Origin of the sequence: Amycolatopsis sp. PS_44_ISF1 (genome assembly GCF_032335455.1) — a bacterium.
GTDB lineage: Bacteria > Actinomycetota > Actinomycetes > Mycobacteriales > Pseudonocardiaceae > Amycolatopsis.
In genome coordinates this window covers 26,885-51,023 of sequence record NZ_JANUXO010000004.1, presented here as the reverse complement: position 1 = coordinate 51,023, position 24,139 = coordinate 26,885, and the positions used below count along the sequence as shown (strand labels likewise).

Genomic DNA, 24,139 nt, shown 5'->3' with positions numbered 1-24,139 from the left:
GGGCGGCCTGAGCCGGAGGTGACCCGGCGAGCCGTCGCCGGACCGGCTCGTCGGATGGGGCCGGCCGGTGAATTGGGTCACAGCGGTTCTCCGAGTTGCCGATCGGCTGCGTGAGCCTCCCACGGCCGGGGTAGGCGTAAGTGCCTCACCTGATGGCGAGGCGCGTATAAAGGGTGGCGCCGGTTGAGCCAGCAGCCGGCGCCACCGCTCGTCTCGGCCGGACCACGCCGGTTCGCGCAGCGGCACGGCCGCCGGACGGCATCAGCCGGGCCGGTCCGAGGAGGGTTCGGCCCGCCGCACCGTGGGATCGAGCTTCGCGTCGCGGGAGTCGTCGGCCTTGAGGCCGTCAGGGGAGGGAACAGTTGTGACCGAGGTGGATGCGCAGGCCGACCAGGGCTGGGCCCCGGATCGGGTCGCCTTCTGCGCCGAGCCGGTCGGCGAAGACTGGGATCGCTGCTCCGTGTCGGCCGACGGCCCGCTGGCCCAGCGGTTCGGCGCGCTGGCCGGGGTGCTGCTCCGGGCGGAGACCCTGCACGAGGCGATGACCCAGGTGGTCTTCGCGGCTTCGCGGATAGTGCCCGAGGCGGACCTGGTCAGCATCACCCTGCGATCTCCCGGCGGCGGTTTCCACACCCCCGTCAGCACCAGCGAGACCGCCGACGAGCTGGACCGCATCCAGTACCGGACCAGCGAGGGCCCGTGCGTGGCCGCGGCGGAGCAGGACGGTCCCGGTCACGCGCTGGCCAACGACCTCGGGCGCTCGTCGGACTTCCCGCGCTTCGGTCCGCAGGCCGCGGACCTGGGATTCGGCTCCTTGCTGGCCACCACCCTGCTGCCGGATCGCTCGGCCGACCGGCAGCCCGGGGCGATCAACCTCTACAGCCGCAGAATCGGGGCGTTCGGCGCGGCCGCGATCGACCACGCGCTGATCCTGTCCGCACACGCCTCCGTGGCCCTGGCCGGTACCGCCGCGCACACCGCGGCCGCGTTGCGGGAGCAGCACCTGCGTCAGGCGGTCGACAGCCGCGACGTGATCGGGCAGGCGAAGGGCATTTTGATGAGCCGGCGGGGGGTGTCCGCCGAGGAGGCGTTCGACATCCTGCGCCGGACCTCGCAGGAGCTCAACGTCAAGCTGAGCCGGCTCGCGCGCACCCTGACCGAACGGCACCACGAGCTGGACGGCTGAGGTTCAGGTCACGTCCGGGTACGAGACGGGCCGATGGCCGTAACCGGCCGGCGCGCCTCGGCCAGGATCGAGGCCCGACGTCAGCCGGTGAAGGTGCCGCGGTGGTGGAAGGTGCAGCCGACGAGCCGCCGGGTGGCGTCCTGGGCATGGGTCACGCACAGGACACCGGACTCGCCGTCCTCGTCGGTCACGGTCACCGTGGCCGGTTCCGTGCACGGGCTGTGCAACCGGTCGTAGTCCCATTCACGGCCGCAGCCGGGGGCGGTGCACCGGGTGCGGTCCGCGTCCGCGCGCAGGGTGGTCCCGTGCTCCGGGCAGATGCCCCAGGGCACGTCGCACAGGTTCGGATCACGGGCCACGCGCACCCGGGCCAGGTATTCGGCGGTCCGGGAGACTTCCTCGGTGTAGCCGTCCAGCTCGTCGGTGGCCCGGACCATCGGCCGGGCCAGCCGGTTGAGCTGCCCGTCGTCGGCGGCCTTCAGCCGGGCGGCCATCTCCGCGGTGCGAAGGGCGAGGGTTTCGGCGTCCGCGGCCAGCGCGCGCAGCTCGGCGGGCAGGGGCTCGGGTGTTTTCGGTTCGGGCATGGGGGGTCCTGAAAAGGGGAGGGCCGACGGGGGAGGGGCGACTTGGCTCGGTGGTCCTCGCGGCTCAGTGGTCCTCGAGGGAGACCGTGCCGTGGTCCCCGGGATCGGGCTCGGTGCCCGTCAGCCGGGCTTTCGCCATCGCGAACAGCGCCCTGGGCTTGCCGCCGGGGGTGTTCCAGAACTCCGCGGAATCGGCGTCGACCTTCAGCAGCACCACGTCCTGGTCCTCTGGGCCACCGGGGAACCACGCCTCGACGAACTCGTTCCACAAGTCCTTCTTGCGATTCTCGTCGTCGACCACGGAGGCGGTCCCGCTCAGCGAAAGCCAGGAGCCGGAACCCGCGTAACCGATGTTGACCCGGCTGTCGCGAGCGACTTCGGCCACCAGATCCGCTTTCCTCGACACGAAGAACCACGCCGTGCCGTCGAAATCCACCTGCTGGGTGGTCATGGGCCGGCTCATCAGCTTGCCGTCGGAGCTTCGGCTGGTGATCATCGCCGTCCGGACTTCACGGGCGATCTCCGTGACGGTCCGGTGGTCGTCGTCGCTCATCGATTCTCCAGTCGCGGGGTTTTCGCCATGACCGCCGCGCAATTGCGCGGGGAATCCGCGAGTACCCAGGAGGTCCCGGTTCCAACCCTCCGGCCGGCCGGCCCCTCCGCCCCGGTCACGAACCGCGCGATTGAGCGGCGACCAAGGCCGCGCAGTGACCGAGGGAAATGTGCCGTTTCCGCGCCATTTCGCACAAGGCGGCCCGGGCCCGGTGGGGCGGCACCCCACGTCCGGCCAGAACCGACAGCGCCCGGTCGACCTCGTCGACCCGGACGGCGAGCTTCCTGCGGACGTGCACCGGCAACCCCCTGAAAACAACGACGGACGAACGACTTCCTGTACCCAATCAGGCCGGTCTCAAACCCGGTTGCCCGATCGAGCGAGAAAGCAGGGCCCGCGGGATGCGGCAGCCGGAAACCGCATCCCGCGGGTCGTGCCCGCCCGGTGGCACCGGGGCCGGCTCGTGGTCCGGCGTCAGCGCGCAGTCTTGACCGCGGCGAAATAGCGGTTGGACTCAGGCAGGAACGACAGGACGACACCGATCACCGCGACCACCGCGCTGAGGTAGCCGACGATGGAGCCCTGGCCCACCAGCAGGGAAAGCACCTGCAGCACGGTCAGCACGGTCAGCACGATCCGGGCCCAGTTCCGGCCGGCGCGCAGTTTGAAGGCGAACAGCAGGTGCAGCAGGGCGAAGACGATCGCCACCACGGCGCCGGCGACGATGCCGATCGTCACCGCCTGGTCGATCTGGGCGTCGGTGAGCTTGGTGGCGCTCTGGGCGTTGCTCGTCCGCATCGCGTCGGTGATCGATCCCCGGGTGAAGAACAGCAGCACGCCGCCGACGAGTCCGACGAGCATCGAGACGATGAACGCCCAGAACGCGCCGTTGATCGTTCCGGGCCGGGGCGAGGCCGCCGCGGCGGCCGGTTCGGTTCCGGCGCCGGGTGCGGGGTAGGAAGGCATTTCGGTCATGCGCGGAAAGGTAGCGCACCCGCCCGACCGCCGTGGCGCAACGGGAAAACCCGAAAAGTTCGGTCACCGTGGCCCGGCCGATCGTCCCTGAGGGCAGAAATGTGGTTTGAGCCGGTGCGGTAACGGGTACCGGTTCGGGTTTCGCAGCCGACCGGATCCGGAGCGGGCGCGGCCGGACGCGCTACCGCGAACCTCAGCCCGTTTAGGCCGCCGATCTCCGTGGTAGTGAGGGAGACCGTTGTCGTCCCACAGTGGAGGGTGCTCGTGCAGATCCAGGTCAACACCGATCACAACATTCCCGGCGGCGAGGGATTGGCGGACCACGTGACCACCGATCTGGAGGACGTGCTGTCCCGGTTCGGCGGCTGGCTGACGCGGGTGGAGGTGCACTTGAGCGAGGACGGCGGGGGCAAGCCGGAGGACAAGAAGTGCGTGATCGAAGCGCGGCCCGGCGGCAAGCAGCCCGTCGCGGTCACCCACCACGCCGACACCGTCGACGAGGCGTATGCCGGCGCGGCGCACAAGCTGGCCCGGCTGCTGGATTCCCGGTACACCCGGGCCCACGACCACAAGGGCAGCGACACCATCCGGCACATGCCCGCTCCGCCGGAGCTGGAAGTGCCCGCCACGGAGCCGAGCTGAGCCGGACGCGGGCGATCCGTTCGGTTTCGCGCCGCCCGGCTCCGAGAGCCGAAAACGCCGGTCAGTCGATGAACACCGGCGAAAAACGGACCGAGCCCTACTCTGGGAAGGGAATTGCGGAAGACGGTTCCCTTCCCGGAATCCGGGCGGTTCGAAGGTCCACCCTCCACTCCGACCTGTCCTGGGAGCGATGATGCCGGCCACGGTTTCCGATGAGCACTTGACGGCGGTGCTGCGCACGTTCGTCCGGACCGCCGCGCCCGTGCTGGACGCGGTCCGCGAGTCCGGACCGCAGGACATGGTCGCCGAGGTCCGGCCGGACCGTCCGCGCGGCCTGCCCCGGCGGCTGCTGCACGTCGTGGCCGGGGTGCGGATCCCGGGCACGGCCGCGTGGGCCCGGATGGACCCCCCGCGGCGCATCCGGTGGTGGACCGGGCCGTTCGGCCGGCTCACCGCCGCCATCACCGCCATCCCCGGCCTCGGCGGCGTCCTCGCCGACCGGCTCCCCGTCCAGGACCTGCTCGGCACCGCCGCCCAGGGACTGATCCTCTGCGCCATCGCCGGAGAATGCGGGGTCACCGATCTCGACACCCGGACCAGGCTGCTCGCCGCCGTCCTGTTCGACCGCACCCTCGAGACCACCCCGGCCGGGGTTCCCGCGGACCCGGCCGGTCACGAGGTCGAGCAGCCGTCGGGCCACCACCGGGCGCCCGCGCTGGCCCGGCTGGGTGGCGCCCTGTGGCGGCTGGGGCAGGAACTGCGCGGGATCACCGCCCTGCTCGGCGCCCGGCCCGCGGGACGCTGGTACCACCGCGTCCTCGGGTCCCTGCCCGTGGTCGGGGTGATCGGTCACTACCTCGCCGAACGAGCGGGCACCCGCACCCTGCGCCGGCGGGCCCTGACCTGGCTCACCGCCGGCGCCTGAACCGGACCGGCCCTCGCACCGCACACCGGTGGCGCCCCCGTGGGGCCGCCGCCGGGTGCGGCTTCGCGTCAGCTCAGGAAGGGATGGCCGCGGCCAGGTTGGCCAGCGATTCTTCGAGCTGGGTCTCGCTCACGAGCGGGAACGACACCTTCTGCAGGATGGCCTTGTCGGTGACCTTGCTCCAGTCGTAGGTGAGGGTGACCACGGTGGAGTCGGGGCCCTCCGGGTCGAGCTCCCACAGCCACTCCCACCCGGGCGGCTCGGTGCCGGCCGGCGCGGTGGTCCAGGCCACCAGCTTGTTCGTGTGGTAGGCGGTGACGTGGTTGTCGGTCTGGTAGTCACCGCCCATGTGCTCGCCGGTCATGTTCATGGTGAAGGTCTGCCCGGTTGCGGTGATCCGCTGCGGGTGGTCGGCGGAGCGCACGAAGCCCGAGCCGTCGATCGCCTGGTGCCGGTCGGGGCGGGTGAGCACGTCGAAGATGTCGTGAGCCGGCGCGTTGATCGTGCGCTCGACGGTGATCTGCTTGTCGTGGGTCGTCATGGGGACAGTGTTCCGCAGATGGCGCGCCCGGACGACTCGGATGGGGTGGTCTCCGGCGAAATTCCGCGGGCCGGTGCGGATCCCGGCCCGCGTCCGCCCCGGGTTGGTCGTATCGTCTCCGGTCATGGGAATGATGCGTGGGGCGCACCGGCGCAACGGCGGCGGTCCGGATCGGACGGTCGTGCGGGCCCGGGTGCGCCAGGCCTACCGCGAGCGGATGAGCGCCACCCAGCGCTCGGTGGTGATCGCCTGGGGGGCGTTCACCGCGACGTTCGGCGTGACCCGGGCGATCACCTACACCCTGCACCGCGAAGGTGCGGGCGGCTCCGGCGGGATCGCCGTCGGCGGACGCCACATCCACCACTACAACTTCGGCATCGCCGCGTTGTTCGCGGTCGGTGCGGTCGCCGTCCGGGGCGACGAGCGGCTGCGGCGGCATCCGGCGACGGCCGCGGCCTACGGCGGCGGCGTCGCGCTGGTCGTGGACGAGCTGGCGTTGCTGGTCGACCTCAAGGACGTCTACTGGGCCAAGGACGGCCGTCGCAGCGTGGACGTGGCCGGCGGCCTCATCGGTCTCACCGGCCTGTACCTGGCCGGGCAGGAGTTCTGGCACGCCGCCGGCCGGGCCCTGCTCGCCGGGCGTCGCGAGCAGCCGGACCGGCCCGCCCAGGCCCGGCCGGACGGTCCTCGGGCCTCCGGCGGCCGACCGGCCTGAGCCGGTCACCCCGGTCCCGGGCGCGCCCGGGTTCAGGACGCGGTCTCGACCGTGACGTCGAGGCGTTCGAGCCCGCGCAGTCCGTTGTTGATCATCGGACGGCGCTCGCGGATCTCGAACCGGGCCACGCGCTCGGCCAGTCTTTCCAGCAGTGCGCCCATTTCCAGCCGGGCCAGGTTCATCCCGACGCACACGTGCTCGCCGTGCCCGAAGGCGAGGTGGTCCGAAGGCCGGCGGGTGATGTCGAAGCGGGCGGGGTGCGGGTAGTGGCGTTCGTCGCGGTTGGCGCAGGCGAACAGCAGCGCGACCCGTGAGCCCGCCGCGAGCGGGAAGCCGCCGATCTCGTGGTCCTCGGTGAGGACCCGGCTGAACTGGGGCACCGGGCTTTCCACCCGCAACGACTCGTTGATCGCGTGCGGGATCAGCGAGCGGTCCGCCCGCAGCAGGTCCCACTGCTCCGGGTGCTCGGCGAACAGCGCGATCAGGCCGGTGATGGCGAGGATCGTGGTGTCCAGGCTCGGGACGACGTAGTCGAGCATCATCCCCGGGCACTTCTCCCGGGGGATTTCCCCCCGGTCCGCGGCCGCGTAGAGCCGGGCCGCCCAGCCCTGCGGATCGAGCCGCCCCGGCACGGCGTCGTTCGCGGCGAACTCCAGGAAATCGGCCACGATCGGGCCGGCCGCGGCCGCGCGGTCGTCGGCGGGACCCTGGGTGTCCCAGACGGCCGCGGCCCACTCCAGCATCTTCGCCCGCCCGCGGTCGGGCAGGCCCACCAGATCGGACACCACCGTCATCGGGAGGTGCTCCGCCAGCTCCGTGACGACCTCGAACGCGCCTCGGCCGACCAGGCGCTCGACGACCCGATCGGCCTCGGCCTCGATGCGCGGCGTGAGCTCGCGCAGGTCTCCCGGGCGCAACGGCCGCCCCAGCACCGAGCGCATCGCCGTGTGCTCCGGTGGGTCGCTGCACAGGGTGATGCCGGACAGGGCGTCGTTGACGTCCGGGTCCACGAACACCCCGCGAGCGGACGAGAACGTCGGCCAGTCCAACAGCGCGGCACGCACCTCGTCGTAGCGGGGCAGCGCGTACAGGTCGTAGCGGGACAGGTGCACCACCGGCCCGAGGGCCCGCAGCCCGGCGTAGATCTCGTACGGATCGATTCGGGCCTCGGTGGTGTAGAGGTCCACATCGCTGACGGGGATGGCGGGCACGGGTTCTCCTCAGGACGGGCGGGATGCTCCTCGGGGATATCACGGCTCCGGTCCGCCCCATGGCCCAAAAGGACTTTCGGGTACCCGTCCGGTCCCGAACGCACTGGCCCGGGGGAGCACGCCGGGATTTCAGGTTCCGGCGCCCGGATCCGGACGGCCGCCGTGGTGCATGGCCTTCGCGAGCCGGCGCAGCAGGTTCAGCGCGAAGGTGCGTTCGGTGCCGGTGAGGGAGCGGGAGATCTCGTCGATCCCGCGGATGGCCGGGAGCCAGGCCGTGAGGGAGGCGGTGCGGGCCGATGCGGTCACGGTGAGGGTGATCCGGCGCCGGTCGGCGTCGTCCCGGACGCGTTCGAGGTAGCCGTCGCGCCGGAGGCGGTCGACCAGGACGGTGGTGGAGGCGAGGGTGATCCCCAGGCGCCCGGCGAGCTCGGTGGCGCCCAGCGGCCCGTGCTCGGAGAGCAGGAGGATCGCCCGCATGTCGGTGACGTTCATCCTCATCTCCCGGGCCATGCGCACGGTGAGGTCCTGGGAAGCGCTGATGAGCGCGTTCACCGCCAGCGTGGTCTCGTCCAGCGCCGCCAGCGCCGGCTCCCGGCGGATCGCCTCGTTGCGGAGGGCCTCTTCGCTCATGACCGCACATCCAAGCATGCCTGATCGCTGAGAAAAACTAATGGTTAGAAATTCTAACCATCTGGTAGCGTGACCGGACCAGGTCCACCACGGGAAAGGGCATCGCCATGGGCATCCCGAACGTCTTGATCTCCGGTTCCGGCATCGCCGGGCCCGCGGCCGCGTCGTGGCTGGCCGCGGCCGGGTGGGACGTGACCGTGGTCGAGCGGTTCGACCACGTGCGCGACGAAGGCCAGAACGTGGACGTGCGCGGCGTCGGGCGCGAGGTCATCCGCCGGATGGGGCTGGAAGACGCCGTGCGCGCCGAGCACACCAGCGAAACCGGCATGACCTTCATCGGCCCCGGCGGCCGCCCCGTCGCCTCCTTCCCGGTGGGTGCCGAAGATTCGGCACCCACCGCCGAATTGGAGATCCTGCGCGGGCGGCTCGCCCGGCTGCTGCACGACCATTCCGCGGCCTCGGCCGAGTACGTCTTCGGCGACCGGATCACGGCCCTGCACGAAGACGGCCGCGGCGTCCACGTCGATTTCGCCCACGGCCCGGACCGCCGCTTCGACGCCGTGGTCATCGCCGAGGGCGCCCGTTCACGGACCCGCGGTCTCGTCCTGCCCGAGGCCCGGGTCCACGAACTGGGCCTGCTCTGGGCCTACTTCACCATCCCCAGGACCGCGGACGACGACCGGCAGTGGCGGATGCACCTGGGCGGCCGGGGGCGCATCGTGCACCTGCGCCCCGACAACCTCGGATCGACCCGGGCCATGCTGAGCCTGCGGTCCGACGTCCTCGGCTTCGACCGGCTCGACCGCGAAGGGATCGTGGAAGTCCTGCGAGCGACCTTCGGCGATCTCGGCTGGGAAACCCCGCGCATCCTCGACGCCCTCGAGAACAACTCGCCCGGGGACACCGCGCTCCACGTCGACCAGATCGCGCAGATCCGGCTCCCCGTCTGGCATCGCGGACGCGTGGCGGTGCTCGGTGACGCCGCGTGGTGCGCCGGCCCGTTCGGCACCGGCACCACCAGCGCGCTCGCGGGAGCCTACGTGCTGGCCGGGGAGCTGGGCGCGACCCCGGACGAGGTACCGGCGGCGTTCGCCCGGTACGAGCGGCTCCTGCGGCCGATGACCGGTGCCGCGCAGAAGTCCGTGCCCGCACACCCCCGCTCGGCCTGGCAGCGCGCTCTGCTCCACACCGGGTTCCGGGCGCTGGCCCATCCCGTGGGCCGCACCCTCGCGCGCGTCACGGGCCTCGGGCCCAGCCTGCCGGTCCAGGACCTCGTCCTCCCCGATTACCGGTTCCGGCTGCCCGCCCGATCCTGAACCCGCCCCACCCGGCCCTCCGCCCGGATCGGTTGTCGCGCAAGCGATCCCCGGCAGCAGACCCGGCGCGGCCGAGGCTCATCGGGTAGAAAATCTGCCCCATCTACCCGGTTGGCCGGGCTCGGCGGCCGCCTCGACCTCGCCCCGGCCCCGGCGGGCGACCGGCACTCGCGCCCGGACGCGGTCCTCCGCACGGAGGCGGACACGATTCGACAATCGCCTGGTCACCGGCCGTGTCGCTCGGTGTCTCCGGCCGCTCTCACCGGCGTCCCGGCCGGTCGCCACCCACCCGGCCGCGGCCCTTCGGCACCGTCGCGGACCGGAATCCGGGGGCGGTGCGCTGACGCGGCACGCCCACCCCGGCCGTGGCAAGGTTTTCCGGGTACACGCGAGTCCACAATGGCTTCACCGGCGGCGGCACCGGTTCCGATTGCGCGAGGAGAAGTGATGACCCAGGTCTCCCAGGGTGGCGAAGGCGCCGCACCGGCCCGGCCCGGAGGAGCCACCGGACCGCAGGAAGGCGAGCGCGCGCACCGCACCTGGTGGGGCCGGACCTACAGCCCGCGGGAGATCGAGGCCGCGAAGCAGCAGTGGCAGGAGCTGCGGCCGTGGGACAGCCCGATGGCCTGGGCAGACAAGGTGCTCATCGGCACGATGGTGGCCGCGATCGTGCTGGCGGTGGTTTCGCTGCCGTTGCGCCCGTTCCTGCTGGGTTCGCACCCGGTCGCGACGGCCGCGGTGACCGGCAGTTCCTCGGCGATCGGGGCCGGTGCCGCGTTCGCGCGGCTCGGGCAGGCGGAGTTGTGGGTGGTGATCGCCGCCGGGATCATCGGGAAGATCAAGTTCGACTGGCTGTACTGGTGGGCGGGCCGCCGCTGGGGTGGGAAGGGCGTGCGGTTCTTCGTCCCGACCGACCGGGCGCAACGGCTCGTGCCGCGGCTGCGGTCCTGGCCGGCGTGGGGGAAGTTCCTGCTGGTCATCGCCGCCTCGGTACCGGGCGTGCCCTCGATCCTGACCTTCCTGCTCGCCGGCTTGGCCGGTATGTCGCTGCCCACCTTCCTGCTGGCGGACGCGCTCGGCGCCGGCCTCATGACCGGTCTGGTCGCCGGCCTGGGCTACGGTCTCGGCCAGCAGGCGGTCGACGTGGTCCTGCTGATCGACCGCTACGCCCTGTGGATCACCCTCGCCTTCGCGGCCGTCATCGCGGTTCAGGCCACGCGCGCGCAACTGGCCCGCCAGAAGAAGCAGCAGGCTTGAAAACCCGGCTGCGTAAGGACTTTCCGGCGAGGCCCGCATTCTCCGCAGCGATGTGATCACCGAACGCCAGGGGCGGGTCATCCCGCCGGACAGGTGCCCAGTCGCCCCGGTTGGCCGCTCCAACGTAAAAAAGCCCCCGTCCTGCTGTAGGACGGGGGCTGAGCTGGTGCGCGATACTGGGATTGAACCAGTGACCTCTTCCGTGTCAGGGAAGCGCTCTCCCGCTGAGCTAATCGCGCGAGGTGGAGACGGGATTCGAACCCGTGTACACGGCTTTGCAGGCCGTTGCCTCGCCTCTCGGCCACTCCACCGTGTCAAGGCTCGGAAGCCTTTCGAGCGGACGACGGGATTCGAACCCGCGACCCTCACCTTGGCAAGGTGATGCGCTACCAGCTGCGCTACGTCCGCACTATCCGCAGTTTCGGTGATCCGGTCAAGGGCCTTTCGGCTCTGTTCCTTACCCCGTCGCCGTGGTGTGGAAGAACCATATCGGACCCGGGAAACCGGCCCGTCACCGGGGGGTCACCTCTCCGTCGCAAGGCCGTGATCAGGCGAGATCGTTCGGGATCAGGTGGGTCAGGGCGTCGTCGACGTCGACCCACAGGTGTTCGTTGCCCGGGAGCACCACGTCGTAGGTGCGGTCGAGGAAGTCGGCCAGCTCCTGGGCCGAAGCCTCGAACATGGCGTGCCCCGAGGGGGAGTTCAGCTCGATGAGGACCGACTCCGGGTCTTCAACCGAGGGCCGGATGCGCACGTCTCCGTCGCCGGCGTCGGCCAGGAGGCCGTCGGCGAGGAGGTCGCGGGCGTAGACCCATTCGACCCAGCCGGCCCGGCCGGTGCGGAAGGCGGCGACCACCGCGTACGGATCGCGGGTGTCGTAGCGCAGCTCGACCTTCACCGGAACCGCCGGGGTCCGCGGTGCCAGCAGATCGAAGACCGCCGTCGAGCGGAGCGTCACGTGATCGTTGCGCATCGTCCTACCCTTCGTCTCCCTTCCCGGCCCGGACGACCGAGGACGACGATGAGACGCACGAGTCCGCCGATCCGGACGTGGGTTCTCCGAAGATCACCCGTCCGGGGGCAAGCCCCGCTGGTCCGTCGTCGCCCGTGCCGCGCAGTCCCACGCGCGCCCGCTGAGCGGCCACCCGTACATACTGCGCGGTTCAGCCGCCGCGCGATAGCACCGTCGCACGGGTGTCGAACCGCTCCGCGCGCGGCCCCGCCGTACCCCGACCCCGGCTAGCTCGGGTTTGTTCGTTCCGTATTCGCTGGTAGACGGAGGGTGCTCGCGGTTAACCACCCGTTTGCAGGGCCCCGAAAGTCGTGTTGTAGAGTCTTCCTCAACACCGCAAGGGGCGATTAGCTCAGGGGGAGAGCGCTTCGTTCACACCGAAGAGGTCACTGGTTCGATCCCAGTATCGCCCACAGTGTGTTTCTACTGGTCAACGGCCTGCCGATGGTTCTCGTCGGTGGGCCGTTGATAGTTTCGGGGAGCAGATGGGGAGCAGGGACTGCTGACCTCAGATGAGAATCCGAAGAGGTCACGCCGCGCCGCCAATCTGAGTGTGACATTCGTCCCACATCCAGCCGCCGTCCTGTTCCCAGCGGCTTTGGAGGGCGTCGAGGAGCTCGCTGATCATGGGGCGGGTGATGTGGGAGTACAGGTCGTCGGTGTCTTTGCGTTTGTGTCCTAGCCGGACGAGCCGCAGGATGCGGGGGATTCCGGGTTCGACCAGCCAGGTTTCGTGGGTGTGGCGGGAGGTCGTGGAAGTGCATGTCCTGGTTGAGGGGGGTCCATCCGCGGGTGTCGTTGCCGGCCAGGGCGGGCAGCCAGACGCGGCGCCGGAAGTTGGAGCGGCGGTGTAACCCGCCGCTGGCTCCGGTGAAGACGAACCGGGCGTCGGGGTGACGGGCGCGGTGGTGGAGGAGTTCCCCGGCGAGGAAGGGCGGCGGGTGGACCGTGCGGGCGCTGGCGGGGGTTTTCGGTGGCCCGAGGGTCAGTTGTCCGCGGGGTTCGTGCAGGGCTCCGATCTGGGGGTCGATGTCGATGCGGGGATTGTCGCCGAGGTGGGTGTTGATCCATTGCAGTCCGGCCAGCTCACCCCATCGCAGGCCGGTGTAGGCGGCGGTGATGCTCAGCAGCCCGTCGTCGGGTGTCATCCGCCCGGCCAGTGCGTCGACTTCGTCGGTGGCGGCGTGGGGCCGTTCGGGGCGGTCGGTGAAATTGATCCGCAGCTTCCGGCAGGGGTTGGTCCCGATCAGGTTTTCGTCGACGGCCTCGCCGAGGATCATCGACAACAGCACCAGGATGTCCTGGACGCTTTTGTCGGCCAGTTTCCCGCGCAGAGTTTTGTTCACCCACCCTTTGACCGCGATCCGGCTGATGTCGCCCAGGGCGGTGCCCGACCAGCGGGGCAGGATGTGGTTGCGCAGGTGGGACTCGTAGGTCGCCCGGGTCACGTCGCCGGTGCGGTGGGCATCTGACCAGGCCCGGATCCACTCATCGATCGAGGTCCGCGCCAGGCGGGGATCGGTGAACTGCCGCCGGCGCTGATCGGACTCCACATCCGCAGCCCGGTTCTCCGCTTCATGCCGGGTGGCAAACCCGTTCTCGGAGAAAACCGCTCCGTCGGCCAGCCGGTAACGGACCCGGAAACCGTCACTCCGTTGTTCTGTCCATGCCATGACATACTGCTTTCGTTGCAGGTGAATGTGACTGCGCCGATAAACGGCACAGTCACATTCACGCTCCATTGTTCAAAGAGAGCAAGCTAAATGTGTTCGCGTCTGTGGGCGATCTCGCGGCACGTCAGTGAATCGCGATCGACGTGACGGGTTTACCGGGCCGACGAATGCGACCGCCGCGAGCCGCGCCCAGCCTGGGCTGTGATCTGGCGGCTGCGGCCAGGTATAAGTTCCCGGTACTCAAGACCGAGCGCGCCGTGATGAACGAGGTGCCGTGCCGGCGATAGCGTCGAGGTCATGCCGGGAGAAACGCAGGTGCTTATCCAGGAACCGGCACGGGACAGCGCGAGCCGCCGCTTTCCGTCGCAAACATGACGGACGAACCTGAAGTAGCTCGGCCGCTTGCTCCGCGGTGTGTAGCAACGGCTCCACCCTGCCGGTATCCGCTTCCGGAAGCTCAGGCTGCGCTGATAACCCCGTCGCCGGATCGGGTGCCGGACCGCGGTGGGTACCGGCACGTCCGGGCTGAGTCGATGCGAGCAGGGGAGGCGCCGCGTGCGGTCGCAGCGGCGGCACCTCTGGTGAAGCCGGTCGTGCCTGGTCGGCCTGATGTGTCCCGCGTCTGATGGTGTTGCTGTGGGTATGCCCGTCGGTCTGATCGGTCATGGCTGCCTCGGTCTCAAGTTCGGGGGTTGTCGTGGACACCCCTGAACTCCGGATTTCGAGCCCGTTGGGGACAGCACACGTCCCACTTTTTTCACCGTTGCGTCTGCGGCAGGCCCTGCGGCGACGCGCAGCCGACACCTGCTCGATCCCCTCATCGCGCAGGAGCGGGAAGAAAACGCGACCGGACTCGCCGGGCAATCACCAACATCGATGTCAAGATCAAAAGGGTCATCCGCAACTTCGAGCTTGTCGATGAACCCGATGAGGACTTCGTCCGCGACATCCGCGAGCGGCGTAACGAACTCCGCGCTCAGCGTGACCAGCTGGAGACACGACTGGCAGAAGCGGAGCGTCACGTTCAGGTCGCCCCCAACCCTGATCTGCTCGATGCACTCCCCGTGACGAAGATCAACGTCGATCAGCTGCCCGAGGAACTCGCTCGGGCCCTGTTCGACGCCCTCCGGCTGGAGATCCGCTACAACCGTGACACCCACACCGCCACCTGCCGGGTCACCCTGACCGGCCCTGCCATCACCGCCGCCAGCCGCACCGCCCGTGACGCGGCCGTCGTGTCGCTGGACTATGCGCGACAACGCTGTGAACAGCGGAAACAGCAGGCAGAACAGGCCCACCACCCGGCGGGTGGTGGGCCTGTTCCCATCCTTGTGGTGCCCTCGGCGGGAGTACCAAAGGATGGGAACAGGGCTGACCAGCGAATTCGCACCGGCAGTTTGGTTGTGGAGGCGTGTTTCGCGCTGGCGGGGTCGGATGTGTCAGGATGCGGCGGGGGTAGGTAGAGGCAGGTGCCGACCCGCTCGGCAGGACCAGTCGTCAGGAACAGGCCACAGCTCCGCAGGCTGTGAACGTCCGCTTCTGCCGAATAGCGGACGTCGGCGCCACGTCGGCCAGATCCCTAACGACCGCATGTGGCGGCTTCAGGCCGATCGCGCCTCGTCGAGGTCCGAGCGGATGGCCGAGGTCGTGGGGTGATCGGGGCCCAGCACTCGCTCACTGGCGGTGAGGGTGGCCTCCAACAGTGGGATCGCCCGTCCCAGATCACCCGCCGCCTGGTAGGCGGCCGCCAGGTTGTTGCGCGTGCCCAGGGTGTTGGGGTGGTCGGGGCCCAGCACCCGCTCGCAGCCGGCGAGGGTGGCCTCCAACAGCGGGATCGCTCGCCCCAGATCACCCACCGAGTTGTAGGCGTTCGCCAGGTTGTTGCGCGTGCCCAGGGTGTCGGGGTGGTCGGGGCCCAGCACCCGCTCACTGGCGGTGAGGGTGGTCTCGTACAGTGGGATCACCCGTCCCAGATCACCCGCCGCCTGGTAGGCGGCCGCCAGGTTGTTGCGCGTGCCCAGGGTGTTGGGGTGGTCGGGGCCGTGGAGGCGTTGGTAGCTGTCGGCGGCGCGGGTGAGGTAGGCGATCGCGGTGTCGAGGTCACCCTGCCCTTCGAGGTAGCGGCCCAGCCCGTTGAGTAGGCGACTGGTGTGGGTGGTGTCGGTTTCGGGCGTGGTGTGTCTCAGCAACGCCCGCGCATGGGGAAGAACCCGCTGGTAGGCAGGCCAGGCTGTGGGAACGCGAGCATCGATGCCGGCGAGGGCGGCCGCCAGCGCAGTCGCGGTGTTGTCGCGGGCGGCGGCGATGTCGGCGGATTGACGGTGCGGGTCGGTGGGGTCGGGGGTGCGGGTGACGGCCTGCACTAGGCGATGCACGGCGACGGTGTCCTCAGTCCAGGTGGTCATGCTGTAGGCGGCCAGGCGACCGAGCGCCTCCGACAGCTCCGGCTCCCCCACCACACCGGCCAGCAGATCCCGCGGGATGTCGTCCGGGGCGAACCACGCCAGCTGCCGCAACACCCGTCCTGCCGTGGGGGTGTCGGTGAGGTGGTCGAGGGTGACGTGCCAGACCCGCGCCATCGTCCGCTGCGCGTCTCCATCTTCCGCCGTCGCGGTGAACATCCTGCCCGGGAACCGGGCCAGCATGTCGAGGTAGGCGGCCGGGCCGGTGCGGGTCTGGGCGACGTAGGCGGCCGCCTGTTCGATTGCCAGCGGCAGCCACCCCAGTTCACGGCACAGCCGGTCCGCGCCGATCAGGTCCGCCTCCTCGGGCCAGTCCGACTGCACAATCCCAGTCAGCAACGCTGTCGCCTCGTCCTCGGCGAGCACATCCAGCGCCACCGTCTCCGCAGCCCGCCACCCCGAGCGTTGACGGCTGGTAATCACGACCGTGCCCGTCCGCACCCGGCTCAACAGACTCGCCACGTCTTGAGGGCTGGTGATGTTGTCCAGTACCAGCAGCCAGTCCTCGTGGGTGGCCAGCCACCGAACTCCCAGCGCACTGCGCTGCTCCACCGGCAACTCCGCGGCAGCGGGCAGGATCGCCTCGGCCAGCTCGGCCAGACCGGTGTCAAGGGCGGCCAGGGAGTCCGCGGTGATCCACCACCGGAACCTAAACCGGTCGGCGTGGCGGTGCGCGAACCGGGCCGCCAGCGTGCTCTTACCCACCCCACCCCACCCAGCCCATGCACCGCAACCACCACAGCTCGCCCCGGCCCGTCTAGCACCGCCTCAAGCTGGCCCAGCTCATCGGTACGGCCGACGAACAGCGTCGTGTCGAGAGGGATCCGAGACAGACCCGGCACCGCCTGCACCGACTCGATCGCTGGCAATGGAGCCTGCGTGACGGAGTTGTTCTGGGTGTTGTTGTTGCCGATCTGCACACCCTGGCTGTTGTTCACCTGCTGCACGGGCGGCGCTGAGCCGACCGGCTCGTGAGGTTCCGGGTGCGGGGGCGGCGGGGTGGCGGTCATCGAGGGCCCAGGTCAGTGGAAAGTGTTGGTCTGGGTGTTGTGCTCACCCACCTGCACACCCTTATTGCCGTGCAGCACGACCCGGTACTTGCCCGCCTGGGTCCCGTCGGGATCAGTCAGCTCCAGCACCCTCAGCGCCGCCGCCACCAGCTCCTCATCGGCCCCGGCGCCGGCCGCGGTCAGTGCAGCAGTGAGCTCCCGGCGCCCGGTGGCATCGCTGTCCTCCGGAGTGACCGCGTCAGCTTCCACCGCCTTCGCAGCCTCAGCCGGCACCGGCTCCGCGCGGCGCATCGTCCGTACCGCCGGTGACTTCACCCCCGCATAGGCGTCCTTGACTGCCGTGGACGCGGTCTCTTTCGCACCTGCCGCAGCACCCGCTGCCAGCGCGGTCACCACCAGCTCTACCGACTCGATCACACCAACCCACCTCGCCCGGACGCCGCACTCTCAGCTACCAGTATCGGCTGAACCGAGCAGACCGCTACACACCACACCGAACCACCCGCTTCGCCAATGTCTGCTCATGCCGCCGTTGCGAGCGTTCGTTCAGGCTGCTTGCCGATGTCGGTGCTGGCCACGGTATGTCCGCAAAGGTGAGCCTGACCCCTGCGGGTTACGAGACCGGATTGGTGGTGCGTTCATAGAGGCCAGTGGCGGCGGCATTTTCACCCTGCAGTGGGTGACCTCGGTACGCGCCGCCGCCCTGGCCGGGCCTCGGGGAGGGCACCAACCTGCGCGGAGGTCGTTGTGCGCCTGGCCGGGCCTCGGGCAGGGCACCACAAGGATGGGAACGGGTCTGACCAGGGATTTTATGTCGGCACGTTGGTGGTCGAGGCGAGCTTCGAGTTGCCTGGCCGGGGTGGGGGCCCGTCATGAGCTCAAACTCGGAGGCAGTTGCGCGGTTTGTCACGGTCACGATGGGCCTGGTCATCGGGCTCACATTCCTGTTTGGGTTTGGGAACGTCCTCAACCTGGCGTTGAAGCTACAAGTACCGGCGTTCGTGGCGCCGCTGGTGGCGCCAGCTGTTGACCTGACGGTGCTGGGGTTGCTCGTCGGTACGCGGTACCTGGCGCTGTCCGGGGCTAGCGAGGAGGTGCTGCGGCCGGTGCGACGTTTGCTGTTAGCGGCGACCGTGGTGACCTTGCTGTTGAACGTCGCCGATCCGGTGTTCGCTGGTCATTGGGGAGAGGCCGCGTTCGACTCGGTTGGCCCACTCCTTCTTGTCGGGGTTTGCGAAGCGGGTCCCGGCCTCCTTCGGGCGTTGAGCGCCGCGACCACCGATCTAGGGTCGGGGCCGCCGACCGGGTCTTCGTCTGTGGATCTGGTGGGTGACAGCCTGGAGCAGGACGCAGCGAACCTGACAGGCCTGGAGCGACACGGGCGGGTTGGACCAGCGACTGGCGAGGCCGCTGGTCTTGACGAGGAACTCGTGAAGCGTGCTCGTCGGGCGGATGCTGAACATTGGCGACAGTACCGGCGACCCATTTCTGCGGAGACGTTGCGGAAGCAGCTTCGGGTCGGCGCGGCGACGTCGCGGAGTCTCGTAGCTGTCGTGCGACCTGAGAGCGCGCCGGTAGATGCGTCTGGTCATTCTTGACTTCAACCAAGGAGAGGTCCCTGCCCGATGAATGTTGGGTGCGCCCTGAGTGCGAGGAAAGTGAAGTAAAGTCGGTAGGGTGACACGTATAGTCCCAGGTCAAGAAGTGTGCTCCCCGCGCCCGCGGGGATGATCCGGAGGCGCAGCTGCGGGTGGACCAGATCGAGCGTGCTCCCCGCGCCCGCGGGGATGATCCGACGCCGGCCGAATTCCCGGCCCCGGCGAAACGTGCTCCCCGCGCCCGCGGGGATGATCCGGGGTCGACGTCGTCGGGAAGGCCCGTCTTCTTGTGCTCCCCGCGCCCGCGGGGATGATCCGGAGAGTGGGTGGTGGAGAAAGCGCCGGCGACGTGCTCCCCGCGCCCGCGGGGATGATCCGCCGGGCTGAACGGCGCGATCACCATGCTCACCGTGCTCCCCGCGCCCGCGGGGATGATCCGATTGCCGGCTACCCCGGCGTTGTCACCGCCACGTGCTCCCCGCGCCCGCGGGGATGATCCGCTCGGTCGAAATCCGGGCAGAGCGCCGCGCTAGTGCTCCCCGCGCCCGCGGGGATGATCCGGTCTGGCGGTGGGATTCGAGCAGGAGCTTGCGTGCTCCCCGCGCCCGCGGGGATGATCCGTTCGGGAGCAGCTGACTCATTTGGCTGACCTGGTGCTCCCCGCGCCCGCGGGGATGATCCGACCCACCACGCCAGCGCGGCTCCGGCCGGGCAGTGCTCCCCGCGCCCGCGGGGATGATCCGTTCGGCATCGGGCAGTGACGACGGTCGTCTACGTGCTCCCTGCGCCCGCGGGGATGATCCGAACGGGACTCGACGGCGCGAGCGGCGGAGACGGTGCTCCCCGCGCCCGCGGGGATGATCCGGAAACCCCGGACCCGTCGTCATGGCAGGGTCCGCGCTCCCTGCGCTCGCGGGGATGATCCGCTGCTCTACATGGGCGACCATCATCAGCTCGCGTGCTCCCCGTGCCTGCGGGGATGATCCGCGCAGAAGGGCTTCGAGGCGGTCAATGCGATCGTGTTCTCCGCGTCCGCGGGGATAGTCCGCAGAAGCAGTCCATACGGCGCGAGAAGGGCTGTGCTCCGGCGTCCCCAGACGGAGCGGACAGGCGGACGTGTCGTTGAGTCGCCGTAACGATTGGTCGGCCGCCGGAGACTAGTTAGCACGACTTGTGGTTGGCCGCTGTCGGCGCGACGGGGCTGGGTTGGCCACTCGGTGAAAGGTCGTTGCCGAGAATGATTGAGTTGGGAGGATCTGCGTTCTGCGCGGTTGGGCATCAGCCTGCTGTGCGGTGATCGTGAGTCATACCTTTCTGCTAGTTGTATGAGGCCGTGACGTTGGTGACGCCGGCGTGGAGTCGGGACGCTGGTGGCTGGTCTCCGGCGGCGGTGTGGGGCCGATGATAGTTGTAGTGGATGTTCCAGATTGCCAGTGCCGCGGTGCGGTGGGTTTCGCTGACCCAGACGTGGGCGTAGAGAAATTCTTCGGCCAGGGTCCGGTTGTAGCGCTCCACCTTCCCGTTGTAGCGTGGATTGTAAGGCGTGATCCGCTGATGCCGTGCTCCGCGCAGGACGGTGGCGAAGTCTGTCGCGCGGTAGCAGGACCCGTTGTCGGTGACCAGGCGGTGGATGTGGGTGATGCCGTGACGGGCAAAGACCGCCCGCGCCCGGTGGACGAACCCGATAGCGGTCCGGGCCTTCTCAGCGGCCAGCGCTTCGGTGTAGGCGAGGCGTGAGTAGCCGTCGACGGCGGAGTGCAGGTAGGTGTAGCGGGGCCGCTGGCCTCGGGTTTTTCCCCGAGCAACGAGACGGTCTTGGTCGCTGCCTTTGCCGTGGACGCGCCAGCCGCCGCCGTCGGGGATCTGGCCGGTCTTCTTCACGTCGAGGTGGACCATGTGCCCGGGCCAGCGGGCGATGATCCGCCTCGGCGCCCGGTTGGTGGCGCCGGTTGGATCGAGGAACCGGCGCCGGTTCAGGCCCAGCTGCAGCAGATGCCGGCCCACGGTCCGCACCGAGATCGTGATGCCTTCGGCAGCAAGTTCGGTGGCGATCCGTCGGGCGGAGAATTTCCGCTGGCGGCGTAGCTGCTCGATCCGGACCACTACCTGCGCCGACGTGGCGGTGGGCTGGCGGCGCGGGACGCTGGGTCGGTCGAGCAGGCCGGCATCGCCGTGGCGGCGCCAGCGGTTGACCCACTTGCTGGCGCATTGGCGGGAGATGCCCATCTCGGCGGCGACGTGGGCGATCGGGCGGGTCCGACAGCGCGCGACGAGCCGGCGGCGGCCCTCGACAGATAGCGGGGCGTTACGGTGGTGCACGGACGGGTCTTTCTGTTCGGCGGACGAGTGGGTCGCACTTCTCATCCTGCCGCCGAAAGACCCGTCCCTCGCCTCAGGCCCTCGCCCGCGTCACCAACGTCACGACTCGCAACAGCTAGTTGGCAAGCCGCTAATGAGATATCTGATTCGTAGGAGAGGCTCGTCTGGAGAGCGGATCCTGATGTGTAGGCGGGCTTCCTGCGTTGGAGTCGCGTGCCTGCCGGTTTTTGTCGGTGGCTTGTGCGATAGTGCGCGCTCTCGAAGGTCTGCTTGGAGGTGGGCGGTGCCGGTGTCGGTGAGTGCGGCTGGACGGTCGGTCTGGGCGAAGTCGGTGGATGAGGGCGGCGGCTGGTTGCCGTTGTGGCAGCACCTGGACGACGCAGCTGGGGTCGCGGATGCGTTGTTCGGGGGTTGGCTGGCGCCGAGCGTGGTCCGGTTGCTTGCCGCAGATTTTGGTGGTGATGTCGAGCAGGCGCGGGCAGCGGTCCGATTTTTGGCCGGCTTGCACGATCTGGGTAAGGCGACACCGGCGTTCGCCGTGCAGTGCACGCTGCTTGCGCAGCGGATGTGTGACTACGGCCTGTACATGCCGTTGAGTAAAGGGGCTTTGCCTGAGCGGTATGCAGCTCACCATTCGGTTGCCGGCCATCATCTGCTGGTTCGCTGGTTGGTCAGGCAAGGGTGGTCGAGGTCTGCGGCCCGGACGTGGGGTGTGGTGCTGGGTGGCCATCACGGGGTTCCGCCGGACGCCGATGCGGAGCGGGCGGCGACGCCGGTGGGTGTGCCGTGGTTGTACGGCGAGGGCCGCTGGACGACTGTGCAGGTCGAATTGGCCGAATGGATGACGAGCCATTCCGGCGCGGACCGGTATTTAGAGTCCTGGCGGGCCGTCGAGTTGACGACGCAATTTCAGGTGCTGGCCACAGCCGTAGTGATCGTGTCGGACTGGATCGCGAGCAACAGTGACCTGCTGCCGTTCCATGATGATCCGTTGCCAGCGTTGGCGGATTCTTCGGAGCGAGTTCGGCAGGCGCTGGCGACGTTGCGCCTTCCGCAGCCGTGGCGGCCGCAGATACCGGACACGGGGGCGTTGTTCGCGACGCGGTTTCGGCTGCCGGCTGGGGCGGTAGCTCGCCCGGTGCAGATCGCGGCGTGTGAGGTGGCGCAGAGCATGCCCGAGCCGGGCCTGCTGATCGTCGAGGCGGCGATGGGTGAGGGCAAGACCGAGGCCGCGCTGGCGGCGGCGGAGATCTTGGCCGCCAGGTGGGGCGCGGGCGGGGTGTTGGTGGCGTTGCCGACGCAGGCGACCAGCGATGCGATGTTCGACCGGGTTGTTGCGTGGCTGGACGCGATGTCCGCGGCTGAGCAGCGGGTCGGTGGTTCGATCATGCTGGGGCATGGTCGAGCGCGGTTCAACCGATTGTTCCAGGGCTTGGTGCGGGCGGGTCGGCTGGCGGAGATCGGGTGTGATGATGCGCCGGGTAATGGCGCGCATGCTGTGGCGGCGCATGGCTGGTTGTCTGGGCGGAAGAAGGCACTGCTGGCCAATTTCGCCGTGGTGACGATCGATCAGGTGTTGTTCGCGGGGCTGAAGGCGCGGCACCTGATGCTGCGGCATCTGGCGTTGGCGGGCAAGGTCGTGGTGATCGACGAAATCCATGCCTACGACGCGTACATGAATTCGTATCTGACCAAGGTGCTCACCTGGCTCGGGGCCTATCGGGTTCCGGTGGTCGCGTTGTCGGCGACGTTGCCCGCGGCGCAGCGCCAGGCGTTGGCACGGGCGTACAGGGCAGGCCAGGCCCCGGGCAGCCCCGCGGATCTGAGCTGTCTGGATGGTGACATCGGCTATCCGGTGCTGACCTGGACCGCGGGTGCGTCGGTGTCGTCGCGGGTTGCTCGACCGTCTGGCCGGTCGACCGACGTGCGGGTCGAGACCTTCGCCAGCGGACTCGACGATCTGGACGAACTCACAGAATTGTTGCGCGAGCGGCTGTCCGACGGCGGAACGGCGTTGGTGGTGCGTAACACCGTGCGGCGTGTCCTGGACACGGCCGACCGTCTGGAGGCGGAGTTCCCGGGCGAGGTGACGGTGACGCATGCCCGGTTCATCGCCGCGGACCGGATGCGCAAGGACAAGGCGCTGCTGGACAGTTTCGGCCCGCCGGACCGTGCGCTCGGGCGGCCGCACCGGCACATCGTCGTCGCGTCGCAGGTGGTGGAGCAGTCCCTGGACGTCGATTTCGACCTGCTGATCACTGACCTCGCTCCGCTTGACCTGGTCCTGCAACGAATTGGGCGGCTGCACCGACACCAGCGCGGTGAAAACCAGTCCGATCGGCCGGCTCAACTGCAGACGGCTCGGGTATTCGTGGCGGGTGCGGACTTCACCCAGGATCCGCCGGAGTTGGAGCAGGCAGCTCAGCGGTACGTCTATTCCGCGCACACCCTGCTGCGCGCCGCCGCTGTGCTGCGAGAACGGTTCGGCACGGGCATCCGGCTTCCCGACGAAATCGCGCCCCTCGTCCAGCGCGCCTACATGGCCGAACCCGTGGGCCCCGACCGATGGCAGGACGCGATGAACGCCGCCCGGCAGTTGGCGCAGGATCGCGCGGCGCGACGCGAGAGCAGAGCGGAGACATTCCAGATCGCGAACCCGAGCCCGCCGGGCAAGGCGATCAGCGGCTGGGTCTCGGCCGGAGTGGGTGAAGTCGACGACACACAGGAAGGCCGCGGGCAAGTACGGGACGGTGCGCCGAGTCTGGAAGTCCTGGTGGTCTGCGACGACGGATCGGGCGACTGGCATACGCCGGGCTGGCTCGCGGACGGATACGGCCGGCTGTCGATTCCCCGGGCGAACACTCCACCGGAGACGGTTGCGGAGGCGATGGCGTCGTGCGTGCTGCGGCTGCCACTGACGTTCAGCAATGCCGAGGCCGAGGAGCAGTTGTGGCAGGTTACCCCGCCGGCCTGGGAGGACTCGCCGCTCATCTACTGCCAGCCCGCCCTGATCGTCGACCGTGACGGATACGGCCAGATCACCGACCGCCGGGTCCGCTACACCCCGGAACGAGGACTGGAGGTGCTCGACCGTGCCAACTAACCAGGACACTCGCCTGCCTCGGCGTTTCCGCAGGCAGGTTAGTATGGCGCCGCATACGGCGATCAAAATCAAAGGGCCGAATGCTAGTGCTAGCATCGTCTCGCACGCGGGCGGCTGTTCCCTGTGGGCGAGGACAGGGGTGACCCGGGCCGAATGCTGGGCGTCGGCCGATGGTGCTCGTGGTCCCCGCGTCAGGCGGGGATGGAGAAGGGCGGGACGTCCACCGTGAGGTGGGCGGCCTCGCTGGAACGAGGCCGCCCTTCTTCCCGTGTGCAGTCCGATACGGCGACAGGGGAAGACGATGGCCAGTGTAGATCAGGACGGTGTTGCGCAGCTGCGTCCGCAACCCGGTACGTGCCAGTGTGAATGTCTGTTCACCAGCAGATCGTTGACGATTTTGTCCGTGGCGGCCGGGGTGGCCTTTTTG

The 24,139-nt window shown here is 69.4% G+C and carries 20 protein-coding genes, 4 tRNA genes and 1 CRISPR repeat array; of the genes, 10 read left to right on the top strand and 14 right to left on the bottom strand.

The window, feature by feature from the left end:
* Nucleotides 1-364 precede the first annotated feature (364 nt).
* Nucleotides 365-1,186 carry a GAF and ANTAR domain-containing protein gene (locus tag NYF13_RS30150; RefSeq protein WP_315661319.1) on the top strand — a complete coding sequence of 274 codons (822 nt, stop codon included), beginning with the start codon at nucleotides 365-367 and terminating at the stop codon, nucleotides 1,184-1,186.
* A gap of 80 nt (nucleotides 1,187-1,266) precedes the next feature.
* On the opposite strand, the gene NYF13_RS30145 is transcribed toward NYF13_RS30150, so the two are convergent.
* From NYF13_RS30145 to NYF13_RS30135, 3 genes are all read right to left on the bottom strand, one after another.
* Nucleotides 1,267-1,770, bottom strand: coding sequence for a hypothetical protein (locus NYF13_RS30145; RefSeq protein WP_315661318.1), 504 nt, complete (start codon nucleotides 1,768-1,770; stop codon nucleotides 1,267-1,269).
* Nucleotides 1,771-1,834: 64 nt separating this feature from the next.
* The gene (locus tag NYF13_RS30140) at nucleotides 1,835-2,323 is read right to left on the bottom strand and encodes a pyridoxamine 5'-phosphate oxidase family protein (RefSeq protein WP_315661317.1); all 489 of its coding nucleotides are present in this window, start codon (nucleotides 2,321-2,323) and stop codon (nucleotides 1,835-1,837) included.
* A 474-nt stretch (nucleotides 2,324-2,797) separates the two neighbouring features.
* The gene (locus tag NYF13_RS30135; protein ID WP_315661316.1) at nucleotides 2,798-3,298 is read right to left on the bottom strand and encodes a hypothetical protein; all 501 of its coding nucleotides are present in this window, start codon (nucleotides 3,296-3,298) and stop codon (nucleotides 2,798-2,800) included.
* 264 nt (nucleotides 3,299-3,562) lie between these two features.
* Between NYF13_RS30135 and NYF13_RS30130 the strand changes: the two genes are divergently transcribed.
* Nucleotides 3,563-3,940 carry an HPF/RaiA family ribosome-associated protein gene (locus NYF13_RS30130; RefSeq protein WP_315661315.1) on the top strand — a complete coding sequence of 126 codons (378 nt, stop codon included), beginning with the start codon at nucleotides 3,563-3,565 and terminating at the stop codon, nucleotides 3,938-3,940.
* Between the two features lie 193 nt (nucleotides 3,941-4,133).
* The gene (locus NYF13_RS30125; protein ID WP_315661314.1) at nucleotides 4,134-4,865 is read left to right on the top strand and encodes a hypothetical protein; all 732 of its coding nucleotides are present in this window, start codon (nucleotides 4,134-4,136) and stop codon (nucleotides 4,863-4,865) included.
* A gap of 73 nt (nucleotides 4,866-4,938) precedes the next feature.
* Here NYF13_RS30125 and NYF13_RS30120 read toward each other — a convergent pair whose 3' ends face one another.
* The gene (locus NYF13_RS30120; protein ID WP_315661313.1) at nucleotides 4,939-5,406 is read right to left on the bottom strand and encodes an SRPBCC family protein; all 468 of its coding nucleotides are present in this window, start codon (nucleotides 5,404-5,406) and stop codon (nucleotides 4,939-4,941) included.
* Nucleotides 5,407-5,530: 124 nt separating this feature from the next.
* On the opposite strand from NYF13_RS30120, the gene NYF13_RS30115 reads away from it, so the two are divergent.
* The gene (locus tag NYF13_RS30115) at nucleotides 5,531-6,121 is read left to right on the top strand and encodes a hypothetical protein (RefSeq protein WP_315661312.1); all 591 of its coding nucleotides are present in this window, start codon (nucleotides 5,531-5,533) and stop codon (nucleotides 6,119-6,121) included.
* Nucleotides 6,122-6,153: 32 nt separating this feature from the next.
* On the opposite strand, the gene NYF13_RS30110 is transcribed toward NYF13_RS30115, so the two are convergent.
* Both NYF13_RS30110 and NYF13_RS30105 read right to left on the bottom strand, forming a co-directional pair.
* Nucleotides 6,154-7,332 carry a cytochrome P450 gene (locus NYF13_RS30110; RefSeq protein ID WP_315661311.1) on the bottom strand — a complete coding sequence of 393 codons (1,179 nt, stop codon included), beginning with the start codon at nucleotides 7,330-7,332 and terminating at the stop codon, nucleotides 6,154-6,156.
* Nucleotides 7,333-7,461: 129 nt separating this feature from the next.
* A complete protein-coding gene (locus tag NYF13_RS30105; protein WP_315661310.1) occupies nucleotides 7,462-7,962 on the bottom strand; it encodes a MarR family winged helix-turn-helix transcriptional regulator in 501 nt (166 codons plus the stop codon).
* Between the two features lie 107 nt (nucleotides 7,963-8,069).
* Between NYF13_RS30105 and NYF13_RS30100 the strand changes: the two genes are divergently transcribed.
* Both NYF13_RS30100 and NYF13_RS30095 read left to right on the top strand, forming a co-directional pair.
* Nucleotides 8,070-9,278: an FAD-dependent monooxygenase gene (locus NYF13_RS30100; protein WP_315661309.1), complete on the top strand. Its 1,209-nt coding sequence runs from the start codon at nucleotides 8,070-8,072 to the stop codon at nucleotides 9,276-9,278.
* 447 nt (nucleotides 9,279-9,725) lie between these two features.
* Nucleotides 9,726-10,535, top strand: coding sequence for a VTT domain-containing protein (locus NYF13_RS30095; protein WP_315661308.1), 810 nt, complete (start codon nucleotides 9,726-9,728; stop codon nucleotides 10,533-10,535).
* 164 nt (nucleotides 10,536-10,699) lie between these two features.
* Here NYF13_RS30095 and NYF13_RS30090 read toward each other — a convergent pair.
* The 4 genes from NYF13_RS30090 to NYF13_RS30075 all read right to left on the bottom strand — a co-directional run bounded on the left by NYF13_RS30090 (nucleotide 10,700) and on the right by NYF13_RS30075 (nucleotide 11,508).
* A tRNA-Val gene (locus NYF13_RS30090) sits at nucleotides 10,700-10,774 on the bottom strand.
* Nucleotide 10,775: 1 nt separating this feature from the next.
* Nucleotides 10,776-10,846, bottom strand: a tRNA-Cys gene (locus NYF13_RS30085).
* Between the two features lie 24 nt (nucleotides 10,847-10,870).
* Nucleotides 10,871-10,943 (bottom strand) — tRNA-Gly (locus NYF13_RS30080).
* A 139-nt stretch (nucleotides 10,944-11,082) separates the two neighbouring features.
* Nucleotides 11,083-11,508 (bottom strand): SsgA family sporulation/cell division regulator, encoded by a 426-nt coding sequence (locus NYF13_RS30075; protein ID WP_005159130.1) that lies wholly within the window; start codon nucleotides 11,506-11,508, stop codon nucleotides 11,083-11,085.
* Between the two features lie 380 nt (nucleotides 11,509-11,888).
* On the opposite strand from NYF13_RS30075, the gene NYF13_RS30070 reads away from it, so the two are divergent.
* Nucleotides 11,889-11,960 (top strand) — tRNA-Val (locus NYF13_RS30070).
* Here NYF13_RS30070 and NYF13_RS30065 read toward each other — a convergent pair.
* The gene (locus NYF13_RS30065) at nucleotides 11,934-13,220 is read right to left on the bottom strand and encodes a multidrug DMT transporter permease (protein ID WP_315661307.1); all 1,287 of its coding nucleotides are present in this window, start codon (nucleotides 13,218-13,220) and stop codon (nucleotides 11,934-11,936) included. The genes NYF13_RS30070 and NYF13_RS30065 overlap by 27 nt on opposite strands.
* A 692-nt stretch (nucleotides 13,221-13,912) precedes the next feature.
* Here NYF13_RS30065 and NYF13_RS30060 point away from each other — a divergent pair.
* Nucleotides 13,913-14,683: a hypothetical protein gene (locus tag NYF13_RS30060; protein ID WP_315661306.1), complete on the top strand. Its 771-nt coding sequence runs from the start codon at nucleotides 13,913-13,915 to the stop codon at nucleotides 14,681-14,683.
* A gap of 138 nt (nucleotides 14,684-14,821) precedes the next feature.
* Here NYF13_RS30060 and NYF13_RS30055 read toward each other — a convergent pair whose 3' ends face one another.
* Both NYF13_RS30055 and NYF13_RS30050 read right to left on the bottom strand, forming a co-directional pair.
* Nucleotides 14,822-16,387, bottom strand: coding sequence for a tetratricopeptide repeat protein (locus NYF13_RS30055; RefSeq protein ID WP_315661305.1), 1,566 nt, complete (start codon nucleotides 16,385-16,387; stop codon nucleotides 14,822-14,824).
* Between the two features lie 317 nt (nucleotides 16,388-16,704).
* Entirely contained in the window at nucleotides 16,705-17,109 is a 405-nt protein-coding gene (locus NYF13_RS30050) for a hypothetical protein (protein WP_315661304.1), read from the bottom strand.
* A gap of 455 nt (nucleotides 17,110-17,564) precedes the next feature.
* On the opposite strand from NYF13_RS30050, the gene NYF13_RS30045 reads away from it, so the two are divergent.
* The gene (locus NYF13_RS30045; protein WP_315661303.1) at nucleotides 17,565-18,290 is read left to right on the top strand and encodes a hypothetical protein; all 726 of its coding nucleotides are present in this window, start codon (nucleotides 17,565-17,567) and stop codon (nucleotides 18,288-18,290) included.
* Between the two features lie 108 nt (nucleotides 18,291-18,398).
* Nucleotides 18,399-19,338: direct repeats of the CRISPR family, unit length 29 nt; unit sequence GTGCTCCCCGCGCCCGCGGGGATGATCCG.
* Between the two features lie 269 nt (nucleotides 19,339-19,607).
* On the opposite strand, the gene NYF13_RS30040 is transcribed toward NYF13_RS30045, so the two are convergent.
* The gene (locus NYF13_RS30040) at nucleotides 19,608-20,609 is read right to left on the bottom strand and encodes an IS481 family transposase (RefSeq protein WP_315661302.1); all 1,002 of its coding nucleotides are present in this window, start codon (nucleotides 20,607-20,609) and stop codon (nucleotides 19,608-19,610) included.
* Nucleotides 20,610-20,892: 283 nt separating this feature from the next.
* On the opposite strand from NYF13_RS30040, the gene cas3 reads away from it, so the two are divergent.
* The gene (gene cas3 / locus NYF13_RS30035) at nucleotides 20,893-23,712 is read left to right on the top strand and encodes a CRISPR-associated helicase Cas3' (RefSeq protein WP_315661301.1); all 2,820 of its coding nucleotides are present in this window, start codon (nucleotides 20,893-20,895) and stop codon (nucleotides 23,710-23,712) included.
* Nucleotides 23,713-24,139: the final 427 nt, after the last annotated feature.

Excerpts from the sequence above, each read along its gene's own strand:
- NYF13_RS30095 (WP_315661308.1), top strand. The coding sequence starts at position 9,726 with ATGACCCAGGTCTCCCAGGGTGGCGAAGGCGCCGCACCGGCCCGGCCC.
- NYF13_RS30120 (WP_315661313.1), bottom strand. The coding sequence starts at position 5,406 with ATGACGACCCACGACAAGCAGATCACCGTCGAGCGCACGATCAACGCG.
- NYF13_RS30145 (WP_315661318.1), bottom strand. The coding sequence starts at position 1,770 with ATGCCCGAACCGAAAACACCCGAGCCCCTGCCCGCCGAGCTGCGCGCG.
- NYF13_RS30140 (WP_315661317.1), bottom strand. The coding sequence starts at position 2,323 with ATGAGCGACGACGACCACCGGACCGTCACGGAGATCGCCCGTGAAGTC.
- NYF13_RS30115 (WP_315661312.1), top strand. The coding sequence starts at position 5,531 with ATGGGAATGATGCGTGGGGCGCACCGGCGCAACGGCGGCGGTCCGGAT.
- NYF13_RS30135 (WP_315661316.1), bottom strand. The coding sequence starts at position 3,298 with ATGACCGAAATGCCTTCCTACCCCGCACCCGGCGCCGGAACCGAACCG.
- NYF13_RS30065 (WP_315661307.1), bottom strand. The coding sequence starts at position 13,220 with ATGGCATGGACAGAACAACGGAGTGACGGTTTCCGGGTCCGTTACCGG.
- NYF13_RS30075 (WP_005159130.1), bottom strand. The coding sequence starts at position 11,508 with ATGCGCAACGATCACGTGACGCTCCGCTCGACGGCGGTCTTCGATCTG.
- NYF13_RS30125 (WP_315661314.1), top strand. The coding sequence starts at position 4,134 with ATGCCGGCCACGGTTTCCGATGAGCACTTGACGGCGGTGCTGCGCACG.
- NYF13_RS30105 (WP_315661310.1), bottom strand. The coding sequence starts at position 7,962 with ATGAGCGAAGAGGCCCTCCGCAACGAGGCGATCCGCCGGGAGCCGGCG.
- NYF13_RS30100 (WP_315661309.1), top strand. The coding sequence starts at position 8,070 with ATGGGCATCCCGAACGTCTTGATCTCCGGTTCCGGCATCGCCGGGCCC.
- NYF13_RS30045 (WP_315661303.1), top strand. The coding sequence starts at position 17,565 with ATGAGCTCAAACTCGGAGGCAGTTGCGCGGTTTGTCACGGTCACGATG.